Below are 14,227 nucleotides of genomic sequence, written 5' to 3'. Positions count from 1 at the left end.
GCAAACCGCGTTTGTTGTGACGCCTTCACCAGCGAGTGGCCCCGAGAAGTTGGGAGGATAGGCAGGTGATCGTCACCGTCTTTCCCGGACAAGGCTCCCAGACGCCCGGATTCCTCGCGCCCTGGCTCGAGCTCGACGGTGTGCGTGAGCGCCTCGATGAGTACTCGGCGGCCGCCGAGGTCGACCTCATCGCCGCGGGCACCCAGTGGGATGCCGAGCGCATCCGCGATACCAGCGTGGCGCAGCCCTTGATCGTCGCGGCGAGCCTCGTCTCCTACGATGCGCTGACGGATGCCGCCGGCACCTCCCCCGGCGGCGTCGCAGGCCACTCCGTCGGGGAGATCGCCGCCCTCGTCGCGGCCGGAGTGATCACCGCTTCCGACGGCATGCGTCTCGTAGGACTGCGCGGTCGGGCGATGGCCGCGGCCGCCGCCCTCGAGGCAACGGGCATGGCGGCCGTGCTCGGCGGCGACCGAGATACGGTGCTCGCACTGCTCGACGAGCTCGCGCTCACGGCGGCCAACCACAACGGTGCCGGCCAGATCGTCGCGGCCGGCGCCCTCGACGCGCTCGCCGAACTCGCCGCGCACCCCGCCTCGGGCAGCCGCGTCATCCCGCTTCAGGTCGCCGGCGCCTTCCACACGTCTTACATGGCGCCCGCAGTAGAGACGCTCCGCATCGCCGCGGCTGACGTCGCGGCATCCACCCCGGAGATCGCGCTGTGGACCAATCGCGACGGGTCACTCGTCGAAGACGGTCGCACCGCACTCGATCTGCTCGTCGACCAGGTGTCTTCACCCGTGCGGTGGGATCTCTGCATGGGGGCCTTCGCGGACGCGGGCGTCACCGGGATCATCGAGGTCACCCCCGCGGGAACCCTCGTCGGCCTCGCCAAGCGCGCCCTGCGCGGGATCCCCGCCGTTGCCGTGAAGACGCCAGACGATCTCGCGGCCGCAGCCGCCTTGCTGACAGGAGGCGACGCGTGACCGACGCGCCCACCATATCCAGCCGCCCCGGCCGCCCCGTCCTCACGCAGGCGACGGGTGCTGCTCACACACGCATCTACGCGTACGGTGCCGCGCGTGGCGAGAACGCGGTTCCCAACGACGATCTGGTGGGTCCGATCGACTCCAGCGACGAGTGGATCCGCCAGCGCACCGGCATCGTCACGCGCACTCGTGCGAACGCCGGGACCACCGCGGTGGACCTCGCGGCGGATGCCGCGGCGGAAGCCGTCTCGCGCTCCGGCATCGACCCGTCGCAGGTCGACGCCGTGATCGTGGCGACCGTCTCCAACCCCAAGCAGACTCCGTCCGTGTCGGCGATCGTCGCCGACCGCATCGGGGCGAACCCTGCCGCGGCATACGACGTCAACGCGGCGTGCGCCGGCTTCGCCTACGCGGTCGCACAGGCCGATGCCCTCATCCGTTCGGGCGCCGCACACTTCGCCGTCGTCGTGGGGGCCGAGAAGCTCAGCGACATCGTCGATCCCGCCGACCGCTCCATCTCGTTCCTGCTGGGCGATGGCGCCGGCGCCGTCGTCGTGGGGCCGAGCGAGTTCCCCGGCATCGGTCCGACGGTGTGGGGCTCGGACGGCTCGAAGGCTGACGCGGTCGGGATGAACCACACCCTGGTCGAGTTCCGTGACGGGCTGTCCCCCTGGCCGACCCTGCGACAGGAGGGCCCGACGGTGTTCCGCTGGGCGGTGTGGGAGATGGTCAAGGTCGCCCGACAGGCGCTGGAGGAGGCGGGCGTCACGGCCACGGACCTCTCCGCGTTCGTTCCGCACCAGGCGAATATGCGTATCATCGACGAGTTCGCCAAGCAACTCGGTCTTCCCGAGACCGTCGTGATCGCCCGAGACATCGAGACGACCGGCAACACGTCGGCAGCATCCATTCCCCTCGCCACCCACCGACTGCTCGCCGAGCATCCGGAGGTGTCGGGGGGTCTCGCCCTGCAGATCGGATTCGGCGCCGGACTCGTCTTCGGCGCGCAGGTCGTCGTCCTTCCATAACTTCCCACGAGCGCCCGGACTTCGGGTGCAAGAGCGCCGCACCTAGACTGAACTCCGGCCCGGCGCAGCCGGTCCGTACCGACAACAGATCCCGAACAACAAGTCCCGAACAACAAGGAGAATCCCATGGCATTCAGCAACGACGAGGTCCTCGCAGGGCTCGCCGAGCTCGTTACCGACGAGACCGGCATCTCCGCCGAAGAGGTGGAGCTTTCGAAGTCGTTCACCGATGACCTCGACATCGACTCCATCTCGATGATGACGATCGTCGTCAACGCCGAGGAGAAGTTCGGGGTCACGATCCCCGACGAAGAGGTCAAGAACCTGAAGACCGTCGGCGACGCCGTCGACTTCATCACGTCCAACCAGGCCTGATACCTGCACCCCGGTGGGGGCGGCCAGCCCCCACCGGAGCACGCGAGGAGACCATGAGCATTCCCCGAATCGTCGTCACCGGCATCGGCGCCTCCAGCCCTATCGGCGGCACCGCACCGGACAGCTGGGCCGCCCTCCTGGCCGGCGCCTCCGGTGCGCGCACACTCGAGTACGACTGGGTCGAGCAGTACCAGTTGCCGGTCACGTTCGCCGCGCAGGCGGCGGTGCGCCCCGACGCCGTTCTGGAACGCCCCGTTTCCAAGCGTCTCGACCCCTCCTCGCAGTTCGCGCTCGTCGCGGCCCTGGAGGCGTGGGCGGATGCCGGGAGTCCCGAGGTCGACCCGGAACGCCTCGGTGTCGACTTCGCGACCGGCATCGGGGGTGTGTGGACTCTGCTGGACGCTTGGGACACGCTGCGCGAGAAGGGGCCGCGCCGCGTCATGCCCATGACGGTGCCCATGCTCATGCCGAACGCGGCCGCCGGCAACCTGTCGCTGCACTTCGGTGCGCGCGCCTTCGCGCGGACCGTCGCGAGCGCTTGCGCCTCGAGCACGGAATCGATCGTGAACGCGGTCGAGCACCTGCGCGACGGGCTGGCGGACGTCGTCATCGCCGGCGGCACCGAATCGGCCATCCACCCGATCACGATCGCCTCCTTCTCATCCATGCAGGCGCTGTCCAGGCGCAACGATTCACCCGAGACGGCGTCGCGCCCCGGCAGCGTCGACCGCGACGGGTTCGTCATGGGCGAGGGCGCCGGCGTTCTCATCCTCGAGGCCGAAGAGCATGCCAAGGCGCGTGGAGCGAAGATCTACGCGGTCGTCGCAGGCGGCGGTGTGACCGCGGACTCGTATCACATCACGGCGAACGATCCCGAGGGCACGGGCGCGGCGCGCGCTGTGCGCCTCGCCCTAGCGATGGCGGACGCCTCCCCTGACGACGTCACGCACGTCAACGCACACGCGACCTCCACACCGGTGGGCGACCCCAACGAGTACATCGCCCTCAAGACGGTCTTCGGCGATCGGATCGACGAGATTCCGGTGTCGGCGACCAAAGCCTCGACGGGACACCTGCTCGGTGGCACCGGAGCCCTCGAGGCGATCTTCACGGTGCTCGCCATCCGGGACCGCGTCGCTCCACCCACGATCAACATCACCGAGCAGGACCCCGCGGTCCCGTTCCGGATCACTGGTGAGGTGCAGCCGCTCGGCGAAGGTCCGCAACTCGCGATCAGCAACTCCTTCGGTTTCGGTGGACACAACGCCGTCGCCGCGTTCGCTTCGGCCTGACCCCGCATCCGCGCCCGCCCCCGCATCCGCCTACTTCGCGAGACCCGCTCTGCGGGTCGAGACCTCACGCAATTGCGTGAGGTCTCGACCCGAGTAGGGGGTCTCGCTTCATGACGGGTGCTTCCGCGCAGCCAGGTCCGTGGGGTATCGGTGGCGAGGCGTCAGCCGACCTTGTGCAGCCAGACGACGGAGGTGTCATCGCTGGCGTGGCGGAAGGGTTCGAGCTCGTCGTCCCAGGCAGTGCCGAGGGCGACGTGGAGTTCACGCTGCAGATCGAAGGCGTCGCCCGCGGCGATCTCCATGGCGTACCGGACGCGATCCTCGCCGATCACGACGTTGCCCGCTGTGTCGGTCAGTGCGAAGTGGATGCCGAGGTCCGGCGTGTGCATCCAGCGGCCGCCGTCGCTCCGGGGGGTCGGATCCTCGCTCACCTCGAAACGCAGATGTTCCCACCCGCGGATCGCCGTCGCCAGCGCCGCGCCAGTACCGGCCGGGCCCTCCCAATAGAACTCGGCGCGCCGACTGCCGGCGAGCACGGGCTGGTCGGCCCAGTCGAAGTTCACTGCGCGCCCGAGGGTGCGCCCGACCGCCCACTCCAGGTGGGGGCACAGCGCTCGTGGCGCGGAGTGAATGTAGATCACTCCGCGCGCCAGGATCGACGTAGCCGCCATCACGTTCTCCGTTTCTTCAGGTTCGTCTTCCCCTACGACCTGCCGGAGTGCGGTGGCGAGTATGCGGTTGTGCGCCCATTATGACGGATGCCGGCGCCGAATCACAATCGTGTCATTTGCGGTGGGGCGGGTGGGACTTGAACCCACGATCGTCGGGTTATGAGCCCGCTGCCTTGACCGGCTTGGCCACCGCCCCCTGTGGGATCGAGCCTACCGGCGCTCGGGGTCGTCCTTGTCACGCACCGGCGGGTCGGGCCACACCTTCGCGACCGCCTCGGTGATGCGCACCGAGCCGGGCTTGTGGTGCTCGGCATCCGAAGCCGCGTCCACGGCCCCGCCGCTGCTCCCTCGCGTGATCGGGAGTTCCTGGCTCTCGCTGATGACCTGCGGGTGATAGCGCGCGAGTTGAAAGACTCCCGCAACGGCCAGGGCTCCCGCCACGACGAATCCCACGTACGCGCCCCACGGCGCGTTCTGCGCCTCGTGCAGCACCGTCAGACCGATGAGGATCGCGACGATCGGATCGATGACGGTCAGCCCCGCGATCACGAGATCGGGCGGCCCGGACGCATAGGCGGTCTGCACGAAGTAAGCGCCCATCGCGGTGCCGGTCAGCAGTCCGATGATGCACACCACCGTCAGCCACTCGAAGTTGTCGTTCTGGATGCGGTTGATGACCACTTTCGCGAGGGTCGCCACGAAGCCGTACACGATTCCGGCACCGACGATGTAGAAGAGGGCGCCGATGCGGGACCGCAGCCACAGCCACAGCCCGGTCAGCACGACCGCCACGACCAGCAGGATGACGAGCACGGTGATCAGCTGTGCGTCGCTGATGGCGGTCTCCGTCGCATAGAGCGCCGCGATCGTCACGAAGATGAGGATGCCGACGACGCACAGCGAGATCGCGGTGATCGAGCGCCCGGTCGGCTTGTGACCACTGATACGGGCGTTCAGCAGAGTCGTGATGACGAGCGAGATGGCTCCGAGCGGCTGTACCAGGATGAGCGGAGCATAGGAAAGCGCCCACAACTGGCAGACGATCGCGAGCCCGAGCATGGCGGTGCCGACCACCCAGGACGGCCGGCGCAGCAGGTTCCAGAGCTGCCCGCCCGTGAGACCCGAGCCCCCGTCGGTGGCCGTCAGGCGTTCCACCTTCTGCACGCCCCGGTGCTGATACTGCGCGCCGAAAGACATGAACACAGCGCCCAGCAGTGCCAGCGGGATGCCGATGAGGATGCCGGGATCGGCGAAGACCCCGACCAGCTGATCGGCGACGTCATCGAGTGAGGGCGCGGCATCCACCCCTCGACACTAACTCGAAAGTCCCGCCACCATGGGCAGGTTTCCTTGCCCCATGGCGCGGCAGCGCCCCTGAAAAGCCAACTCGAAAGTCTCGCGGCATGAGCCAGACCTTCTCGCTCCGCGGCGCGACAGCGCTCCTGGATCGCTAGCGGCCGGGCGCGCTCGATAGGCTCGGGACGTGGCCGTTCTTCCGATTCGCATCATGGGCGATCCCGTTCTCCACTCGGTCGCCGAGTCCGTCGGCGAGATCACCGACGAGATCCGAGAACTCGTCGCGGACATGTTCGAGACGATGGATGCCGCCCCCGGCGTAGGCCTTGCCGCACCGCAGGTCGGCGTCCCGCTGCGGATCTACACGTACGCGTACGCCGACGACGACGGCACCCCGTGGCGCGGCGTCGTGATCAACCCGGAGCTGTGGATGAGGCCCCTCGTGCCTGGGGCTCCCGATCCCGACGACGAATCGGAGGGATGCCTGTCGTTCCCCGGCGAGCGGTTCCCGCTGCGACGCTCCGACGAGGTGATCGTGACCGGCACGGACCTCGACGGCGAGCCCGTGCGCATCCGCGTCGATGGCTGGCGCGCGCGGATCATGCAGCACGAGTTCGACCATCTCGACGGCATCCTGTACATCGACCGCCTCGACGACGGAGACTGGAAGACGGTGCAGAAGCTCGCCCGCAAGCGCGGCTGGGGACGACCCGGCGCCTCGTGGACGCCGGGCGTCGACGATATCGACGCATGAAGAACGCCCCAGGGGTGGAGCCCTGGGGCGTCGCTCCCCGGCTTGGACTCGAACCAAGAACCTGCCGGTTAACAGCCGGCTGCTCTGCCAATTGAGCTACCGAGGATCAGTCACCCGCGGGCGGGCAACCCGTCTATCCTAGCAAAGCCGAACGAGTACACGTGACGCGTGGGGGTCGTCGGCACCCGTCACGTGACAGGGCGCATGCCGCCGTCGGGAGTCCACAGCAGATCGGTCGTACCGTGCCCGTAGGCGACCGGTCGGCCGGCCCGCAGCACGAGCACATCGGCATCGATCTCACGCACGGCATCGGCGTCGTTGGTCACCATCAGGATCGCCATCCCGTCCTCGTCGCGGCGGCGCAGCAACGCGTTGCGCGCCGCCTGACGCACCTCGAGATCGAGGTTGGCGTAGGGGTCATCGCCCACGAAGACCCGCGGCTGCAGCACGAGCGCCCGCGCCAGCGCGACCCGCTGTCGCATACCCGAACTGAGCTCATAGGGATAGCGGGCAGCCGCGCCTAGCGGCAGCTCGAACTCATCGAGCAGGCCAGCGACGCGAATCGCCAGCGCCCGCTGGTTGACACGCCGGTCACGGCGCGTGATCGGCTCCCCGATCACCTCGCCCACGGTCATGCGCGCGGGTAGCACGGCTCCCGCACGCTGCGCCAGATATCCCGTGTGGTACGCCCGCACCCTCCCCTGGCGGCCCTTCTTTCGGACAGGGATGCCCACGACCCGGGCGTCGCCTCCGACGACACTGAGGGCTTCGGATTCTCCTTGATGACCGCTGGCCAACAGCGCCGCCAGCGTCGACTTCCCGGAGCCGGTCGCGCCCATGACGGCGAGCGCCCGTGCAGGGGAGAGCCGGAAGCTCACACCGTCGACCACGCGCACGCCGCCACGCGCGACCGACAGGTCATCGCAGTACACGGCGAGGTCGGCATCGAGACGACGTGGCATGGGCCTCATCCTGCCCCTTCCGGTGCCCGTGCGCCAGCATGCGACCGACGGCACCCGACGTTCAGGCGAGCTCCTCCGTCAGCGCGCGCCGCCGGGCATCGAGATCGCGCAATGCCACACGCACCGCACGACCTTCCTCGGAGTCGGCGGGAACACGCTGAATCGCACCCAGCAGCTCGTTCTTCTCGGCGTCCACCGCCCGCACCCGCAGCCTGCGGGCGAGAGAAACGGTGGATGCTGCGGCCTCGGCCTCGGTGAGCGCCGGAAAGTCCGCCGTCAACAGTTCGACCGCCAATGACCGGTAAGGCTCTCGAGTGGCGTCCACCGCGGTCGACGCCCAACCGATACGGGTGCGATCCCGCTGTGCTGCGATCGCCTGCCGGACGGCGTCGAGTGCCGGCGTGCGCAGCGGCAGCGCGAGCGCGGCATCGAGCTCGTCGGCGTCCACGAGGTGGCCGTACTGCAGAACGCCCATGAGCGCGTCGCGCTCCAGCATGACTTCGGGGGTGCGCGGCAGCGTGTGCAGGGTCACCCGAGCAGGAGCGGGGGCGGCATCCGTCTCTCCCGATGCTGCACCGCCACCCGACGAAGAGTCCGGCGCGGGGGTTGCGGCGCGGCGCGCGCTCTCTCGGCCCGCACGCCCCACCTCACGACGCACCGGCTCGGTATCCATACCGAGTCGCCGCGCAAGCACCCGCACATACTCCGGTTGCAGCAGCGGGTCGCGCAGCTCCGCCACCACCGGCGCCGCAGCGCGCAGCGCACCGACACGGCCTTCGACGGTCGCGAGATCGAACCCCGCCAGACGCTGGTCGATGACGAACTCGAACATCGGCACCTTGCGCTCCACCATGCCCCGCACGGCGGCATCCCCCCGCTCCAACCGCAGATCGCACGGGTCCAGCCCCTCTGGCCCGGTGGCGACGTAGGTCTGCGCGTTGAATCGCTTTGCGTCCGCGAATGCGCGCAGCGCCGCCTTCTGGCCCGCGGCATCCGGATCGAAGGTGAAGATCACCTCGCCTGCCGCGTTGTCATCGCCCATCACCCGCCGCAGCACCGTGATGTGGTCGGAGCCGAACGCCGTGCCGCAGGTCGCGATCGCCGTCGTCACGCCCGCCAAGTGGCACGCCATGACGTCGGTGTACCCCTCGACGACGACGACCCGGTGCGAGCGCGACACGTCCTTCTTCGCGAGATCCAGACCATACAGCACCTGGGCCTTCTTGTAGATCGTCGTCTCGGGGGTGTTGAGGTACTTCGGGCCCTTGTCGTCGTCGTACAGTCGCCGCGCCCCGAACCCGATCGTCTGCCCGGTGACGTCGCGGATCGGCCACACGACTCGTCCGCGGAAGCGATCGTACACGCCGCGCTGGCCCTGCGAGACGAGGCCGGCGGCCGACAGCTCATCGTCGCTGAACCCCTGTGCTTTCATGGCGTCGCGAAGACCGTTCCACCCTTGCGGCGCGTATCCGACGCCGAAGTACGCGGCCGCGCCGGCATCGAATCCCCGCTCGCCCAGGAACCGCCGTCCGGCCTCCGCCTGGGAGCTGGACAGCTGAGCACGGAACCAATCGGCGGCCGCGGTGTTCGCCTGGTACAGGCGGGCACGACCACTCGTCTCCGGGGCTGCGCCCCCGTCCTCATAGTGCAGGGTGTATCCGATGCGGGCGGCGAGGCGCTCCACCGCCTCGGTGAAGGTCAGATGGTCCATCGCACGCAGGAAAGAGTAGACGTCGCCGGATTCCCCGCACCCGAAGCAGTGATAATAGCCGACCTGAGGGCGCACGTGGAAACTGGGGCTGCGCTCGTCGTGGAAGGGGCACAGACCCTTCAGCGACCCGACGCCGGCAGACTTGAGCGCCACCCGCTCGCCGATGATGTCGGCGATGTTGGTACGCGCCTTGACCTCGTCGACGTCCGCCTGCCGGATCCGCGCCATCAGAGACCCTCGATGGTTTCCGGCAGCGCGAAGCCGCTGGGGGCCACGATGCGTCCGTCAACGGACGACAGGCCGAGCTCCCGCAGATCGACGGGACCGACCAGGCGCGCGTGCCAGTCGATCGCGAACCGGTCGGTGAGGCTCGCGACCTGATCGACGACGGCGCGCTTGCGCTGTGCGTCGGTGGATGCTGTCGCGAAATCCTCAGCGTGCAGTCGGTCAAGCCGTTCCGGCCGTTCCCACAGCGCGGTCGCGAGTCGCTTGAGTACCCGGCGCTGCTCCTTGTACAGTCCGCGCCGGCCATCGATCGTGACGACGAAGGCGCCGGTGATACCTTTCAGCGCCGCCATCTCGGCCTCGATGATCCGGGGAACGACGACGCGGCCGCGGAACCGGGTCAGCACCGGCACGTCGTACTGCTCTCGCGTCGCCGAGGTCGCGGCACGTGCGAAGCGTCCGATGAGGTCCGAGGTCAAGTTCTTCAAGCCGGCCACCGCGACGCGCGACCCGTCGAATGTCGTGAGCCACTCGGGAAGTCGGGTGAGCCGGTACAGCGCGTCGGCGAGTTCGTCGCGGGCGTAGCCGTACCCGACCCAGGCCTGCATCGCGCTCAGCAGCGCCTCGTGTTCTCGCCGATCGGCGAGACGGGCTGGGTCGAGGTAGCCGTTCAGCACGGCGTCTTCGAAGTCGTGCACCGAGTAGGCGATGTCGTCGGAGAGATCCATCACCTCCGCCTCGATGCAGCGCACGCGCCCCGGCGCCCCCTTGCGCAACCACACGAACACGGCCTCGTCCTCGGGGTAGACGCCGAACTTATCGCGGCCACCGGGTTCGGGGATGGCGTGCTCGACCGTCCAAGGGTACTTGCACGTCGCATCCAGGCTCGCCCGGGTGAGGTTGAGCCCGGCACTGGCGCCGTCGGGTGCGATGACCTTCGGTTCCAGCCGGGACAGGATGCGGAGGGTCTGCGCGTTCCCCTCGAACCCGCCGATGTCCTCAGCCCACTCGTTGAGCGCACGCTCACCGTTGTGACCGAAGGGCGGATGGCCGATGTCGTGGCTCAGGCACGCGGTGTCCACGACGTCCGGAGACAACTGCAGAGCGATCGCGAGCTCGCGGCCGACCTGAGCGACCTCCAACGAATGCGTGAGCCGGTTGCGTGCGAAGTCGGCCGGGCTCACCGGGCTCAGGACCTGGGTCTTGGATGCGAGGCGCCGCAGCGCCGCGGAGTGCAGCACGCGGGCGCGATCGCGAGCGAAGCTGTCGCGCTGGGACCGGTGCTGCTCCGGGACGTACCTCTCCGCGTCGTGCGCGTCGTAGCCGGCGGGTCGGCCCGGTGCGACCTCGATCCCGGCGGGCGGCTCAGCCACCGCTGTGATCCAGTTCTGCCTCGGCGAGGAAGTGCGTCGCGTCGACGCCGAGCTCACGGGTCGCGAGCCAACCGTCGGGAAGCGCAGGCCGCTTCGGAGTCCCGGCGCGTCCACGCTGCCCCTCCGCGGCCTGACCCGGGTAGGGAGCGTCCAGGTCGAGCGTGGCGAGGATCGAATCGATCCCGGTGAGGCTCGACGCCGTCGCCAGCCTGGCACGAGTCCCACCGCCGACGGGATATCCCTTGAAGTACCACGCGACGTGTTTGCGGATGTCGCGGCATCCGCGTTCTTCATCGTCGAAGAACTCGACCAGCAGCTCCGCGTGGCGGCGGAAGGCTCGGGCGACGAACCCGAGCGTCGCGTCGACCGGGGCCGCGGAGGCGGCAACGGGACCACCCAGCGCGCGCGCCAGGTCGCCGAACAGCCACGGTCGGCCGAGGCAGCCACGCCCGACGACCACGCCGTCGCAGCCTGTCTCGGCCATCATCCGGATGGCATCGTCCGCCGACCAGATGTCGCCGTTGCCGAGTACGGGGATGCTCGTGACGGCCTGCTTCAGCTGCGCGATGGCATCCCAGTCGGCAGTGCCGGAGTAGAACTCCGCCGCCGTCCGGGCGTGGAGCGCGACCGCGGCGACCCCGGCATCCTCGGCGACGCGCCCCGCGTCGAGGTAGGTGAGGTGGTCACCGTCGATGCCCTTGCGCATCTTGACGGTGAGCGGGACGTCCCCCGCGGCACGCGCGGCGCGGGTGACGATCTCGCGGAACAGGCCGAGCTTCCACGGCAGCGCCGCTCCCCCGCCTTTGCGAGTCACCTTCGGGACGGGGCACCCGAAGTTGAGATCGATGTGATCGGCGCGATCCTCCTCGACGAGCAGCCGCACGGCCGCCTCGGTCGTCGCAGGATCGACGCCGTACAGCTGTATCGAGCGCGGCGTCTCGGATTCGTGATGGGTGATGAGGCGCATCGTCGTCGCGTTGCGTTCGACCAGAGCACGGGTCGTGATCATCTCGCTGACGTAGAGACCGGCACCGTACTCGCGGCAGAGCCGGCGGAAGGCAGTGTTCGTGATGCCGGCCATCGGTGCCAGCACGACCGGCGCATCGAGTGCGATGGGCCCGATGCGTAGCGGGGTGGGGACGACGAGGGTGGACATCCTGCCCATTCTCCCAGACTCGTGCCGGGCCGCAGGCGTGAGGAGAGGCTTATCGTGGACAACATGGCCGAAACCCAGACTGTGGAAATCCGCGACATCCCCTACATCGATGCGCACGGCGCCGAGCACACGCTCGCGGAGTTCGAGGGCAAGGCGGTGCTCGTCGTCAACGTGGCGTCCAAGTGCGGGTTGACGCCGCAGTACGAGCAGCTCGAGCAGTTGCAGCGCACATACGGCGAACGGGGGCTGCAGGTGATCGGGTTCCCGTGCAACCAGTTCATGGGTCAGGAGCCGGGCTCGATGGAGGAGATCCTCGACTTCTGTTCCACGACCTACGGGGTGACCTTCCCCGTGATGGACAAGATCCGCGTGAACGGCTCGCACGCCGCTCCCCTGTACAAAGCGCTCAAGAAGGCGAAGAACGCCGAGGGCGCAAGAGGCCCGGTGAAGTGGAACTTCGAGAAGTTTCTACTGACACCGACGGGCGAGGTCCATCGATTCCGCCCGCAGACCAGGCCCGACGACCCCGAGGTGATCACCGCGATCGAGGCGAGCCTCTCCGCCTGATCGTTCCTCAGACCTTCGGGGTCTGCTGCTTGTCCGCCCAGACCTGCCGGGCGATCTGCGCGAACGCGTCGGCCGGCTGGGCACCGCTGACGCCGTACGTGCCGTCGATGACGAAGAACGGCACACCCTGGATGCCGTAGGCCTGCGCCTGCGCCTGATCGGCGCGCACGTCGGCAAGGTACCGATCCGTCTCCAAGGCGTCACGCGCCGCGTCGGCATCCAGTCCCGCCTCTTCGGCAAGGGCGGCGAGATCATCTATGCGGCCGACGTGCCGACCCTCGGTGAAATACGCCGACATCAGTCGCTCGGCCATCTCGTGCTGGCGCCCCTGGACCTTCGCGAAGTGCAGCAGTTCGTGTGCCTTTACGGTGTTGGTGTGCTGCAGCAGGTCGAACCGGTAGCTCAGGCCGGAGTTCGCGGCAACGCCCGTGACGTGGTCGAGCATCTCCTGTACCCGTTCACGCGGCATGCCCTTGTGCCCCGACAGAAAGTCGAGTTCATCGCCGTCGAAGTCGACCGGGGTGTCCGGTGACAACTCGAAGGAGTGGAAGGTCACCTCGACCTGCGGAGCGTCGTCATCGTCCGCCGTCTGTGCGAGACCGCTCTCCAGGTTGCGCTTCCCGATGTAGCACCACGGGCAGGCGACATCGCTCCATACGTCGATCTTGATCTTCTCCGTCACATCGAGTGCAACGGCACGGGGCGCGGCCTCTATTCCGGAGCACCGGCGGGCGTATCGACCGCACCGCCGAAGCGACGACTGCGCCCCAGGTACAGCTCGATCGCGCCCCACAGCTCGGTGCGCGAAAAGTCGGGCCAAAGCGTGTCGAGAAACACCAGCTCGGCGTATGCGGATTCCCACAACAGGAAGTTCGAGGTGCGCTGCTCGCCGGAGGAGCGCAGGAACAGGTCGACGTCGGGCATGTCGGGCACGTAGAGGTGCCGTCGGATCGTCTTCTCGGTGATCGCGGCGGGCTTCAGCCGTCCCGCCGCGACGTCCTCGCCGATGCGGCGCACGGCGTCGACGATCTCGTGGCGCCCGCCGTAGTTGATGCACATCGTGAGTGTGAGCGTGTCGTTGCCGCGCGTCAGCTGCTCGGCGAACTGCAGCTCCTTGATGACCGAGCCCCACAGTCGCGGCTTGCGACCCGCCCACCGGATGCGCACGCCCCACTCGTTGAGCTGATCGCGACGCCGATGCAGCACGTCGCGGTTGTACCCCATGAGAAAGCGCACCTCGTCGGGAGAGCGCGCCCAGTTCTCGGTCGAGAACGCGTACACCGACAGGTGCTTCACGCCCGCCTGGATCGCCCCGGCGACGACGTCGAGCAGCACCTCCTCGCCCGCGCGGTGACCTTCGATCCTGGTGAGCCCGCGGCGATTGGCCCAGCGGCCGTTGCCGTCCATGACGATCGCGACGTGGTTCGGCACGCTCCCTTTCGGGAAGGCGGGCGGGTGGATGCCGGTCCAGTCGAGCGGTCGGTACGGCACCGCGTCGCGGTGCGTGTACGGCTTCGGGCTCATCGCGCGGCTTCCGCGCGCGGGGTGGAGGGCTGATCCGCGCGGTGGTCGGGGTATCGACGCTGCGGCGGGTCGACCATAGGCAGCGAGCGGATGCCGTGCTCCAGGTGCCACTGCGTGTACGCCGCGACCAGGCCGGATGCCGAGGAGGATGCAGCGTCGGTCGCCGTGTCCACCGCATCCCACTCCCCCGCGATGAGGGCCCGTAGCAGCGCGCCGGTCTCGGGACGCACGCGCGCCGACCCGGCGGGAGCGCAGTCGCGGCAGACGACGCCGCCGAGCTGCGCGACGAACCAGTCGTGGGGCC

At 68.8% G+C, this 14,227-nt stretch carries 15 protein-coding genes and 2 tRNA genes; 6 read left to right on the top strand and 11 right to left on the bottom strand.

What is annotated here, in order from left to right:
* Positions 1-65 precede the first annotated feature (65 nt).
* The 4 genes from WBP48_RS16670 (at position 66) to WBP48_RS16655 (ending at position 3,684) form a co-directional block, all read left to right on the top strand.
* Positions 66-986 (top strand): ACP S-malonyltransferase, encoded by a 921-nt coding sequence (locus WBP48_RS16670; protein ID WP_424441861.1) that lies wholly within the window; start codon positions 66-68, stop codon positions 984-986.
* Positions 983-2,017 carry a beta-ketoacyl-ACP synthase III gene (locus tag WBP48_RS16665; protein WP_424441860.1) on the top strand — a complete coding sequence of 345 codons (1,035 nt, stop codon included), beginning with the start codon at positions 983-985 and terminating at the stop codon, positions 2,015-2,017. The genes WBP48_RS16670 and WBP48_RS16665 overlap by 4 nt, the downstream gene beginning before the upstream one ends.
* A 126-nt stretch (positions 2,018-2,143) precedes the next feature.
* The gene (locus WBP48_RS16660) at positions 2,144-2,392 is read left to right on the top strand and encodes an acyl carrier protein (RefSeq protein WP_424441859.1); all 249 of its coding nucleotides are present in this window, start codon (positions 2,144-2,146) and stop codon (positions 2,390-2,392) included.
* Between the two features lie 53 nt (positions 2,393-2,445).
* A complete protein-coding gene (locus tag WBP48_RS16655) occupies positions 2,446-3,684 on the top strand; it encodes a beta-ketoacyl-[acyl-carrier-protein] synthase family protein (RefSeq protein ID WP_424441858.1) in 1,239 nt (412 codons plus the stop codon).
* 161 nt (positions 3,685-3,845) lie between these two features.
* Here the strand turns inward: WBP48_RS16655 and WBP48_RS16650 are convergent, their stop codons facing one another.
* From WBP48_RS16650 to WBP48_RS16640, 3 genes are all read right to left on the bottom strand, one after another.
* Entirely contained in the window at positions 3,846-4,355 is a 510-nt protein-coding gene (locus WBP48_RS16650) for a DUF3145 domain-containing protein (protein ID WP_424441857.1), read from the bottom strand.
* Positions 4,356-4,477: 122 nt separating this feature from the next.
* Positions 4,478-4,551, bottom strand: a tRNA-Ile gene (locus WBP48_RS16645).
* Between the two features lie 14 nt (positions 4,552-4,565).
* On the bottom strand, positions 4,566-5,660 hold the full coding sequence (locus WBP48_RS16640) for a DMT family transporter (protein ID WP_424441856.1): 1,095 nt from the start codon (positions 5,658-5,660) through the stop codon (positions 4,566-4,568).
* A gap of 178 nt (positions 5,661-5,838) precedes the next feature.
* Between WBP48_RS16640 and def the strand changes: the two genes are divergently transcribed.
* Positions 5,839-6,405, top strand: a complete 567-nt coding sequence (gene def / locus WBP48_RS16635; protein WP_424441855.1) for a peptide deformylase — start codon at positions 5,839-5,841, stop codon at positions 6,403-6,405.
* 33 nt (positions 6,406-6,438) lie between these two features.
* Here def and WBP48_RS16630 read toward each other — a convergent pair.
* The 5 genes from WBP48_RS16630 to dusB form a co-directional block, all read right to left on the bottom strand.
* Positions 6,439-6,511, bottom strand: a tRNA-Asn gene (locus tag WBP48_RS16630).
* An 82-nt stretch (positions 6,512-6,593) separates the two neighbouring features.
* Positions 6,594-7,367 carry an ATP-binding cassette domain-containing protein gene (locus tag WBP48_RS16625; protein ID WP_424441854.1) on the bottom strand — a complete coding sequence of 258 codons (774 nt, stop codon included), beginning with the start codon at positions 7,365-7,367 and terminating at the stop codon, positions 6,594-6,596.
* Between the two features lie 61 nt (positions 7,368-7,428).
* Positions 7,429-9,306 carry a DNA primase gene (dnaG, locus tag WBP48_RS16620; RefSeq protein ID WP_424441853.1) on the bottom strand — a complete coding sequence of 626 codons (1,878 nt, stop codon included), beginning with the start codon at positions 9,304-9,306 and terminating at the stop codon, positions 7,429-7,431.
* A complete protein-coding gene (locus tag WBP48_RS16615) occupies positions 9,306-10,676 on the bottom strand; it encodes a deoxyguanosinetriphosphate triphosphohydrolase (protein ID WP_424441852.1) in 1,371 nt (456 codons plus the stop codon). Before WBP48_RS16615 ends, dnaG begins: the two co-directional genes overlap by 1 nt.
* A complete protein-coding gene (dusB, locus tag WBP48_RS16610; RefSeq protein ID WP_424441851.1) occupies positions 10,669-11,832 on the bottom strand; it encodes a tRNA dihydrouridine synthase DusB in 1,164 nt (387 codons plus the stop codon). Before dusB ends, WBP48_RS16615 begins: the two co-directional genes overlap by 8 nt.
* Positions 11,833-11,895: 63 nt before the next feature.
* On the opposite strand from dusB, the gene WBP48_RS16605 reads away from it, so the two are divergent.
* Entirely contained in the window at positions 11,896-12,399 is a 504-nt protein-coding gene (locus WBP48_RS16605; RefSeq protein WP_424441850.1) for a glutathione peroxidase, read from the top strand.
* Between the two features lie 7 nt (positions 12,400-12,406).
* Here WBP48_RS16605 and WBP48_RS16600 read toward each other — a convergent pair whose 3' ends face one another.
* The 3 genes from WBP48_RS16600 to WBP48_RS16590 all read right to left on the bottom strand — a co-directional run.
* The gene (locus WBP48_RS16600) at positions 12,407-13,081 is read right to left on the bottom strand and encodes a DsbA family oxidoreductase (RefSeq protein WP_424441849.1); all 675 of its coding nucleotides are present in this window, start codon (positions 13,079-13,081) and stop codon (positions 12,407-12,409) included.
* A 29-nt stretch (positions 13,082-13,110) separates the two neighbouring features.
* Positions 13,111-13,923, bottom strand: coding sequence for an isoprenyl transferase (locus WBP48_RS16595; RefSeq protein ID WP_424441848.1), 813 nt, complete (start codon positions 13,921-13,923; stop codon positions 13,111-13,113).
* The coding region (locus WBP48_RS16590; protein WP_424441847.1) for a DNA repair protein RecO C-terminal domain-containing protein at positions 13,920-14,227 on the bottom strand (308 nt) is incomplete at its 5' end. The genes WBP48_RS16590 and WBP48_RS16595, both read right to left, overlap by 4 nt.

Origin of the sequence: Microbacterium sp. (genome assembly GCF_049661145.1) — a bacterium.
In the GTDB taxonomy this organism is placed as follows: domain Bacteria; phylum Actinomycetota; class Actinomycetes; order Actinomycetales; family Microbacteriaceae; genus Microbacterium.
The sequence above is the reverse complement of the archived record's forward strand: the minus strand, read 5'-3'. Positions and strand labels throughout refer to the sequence as shown.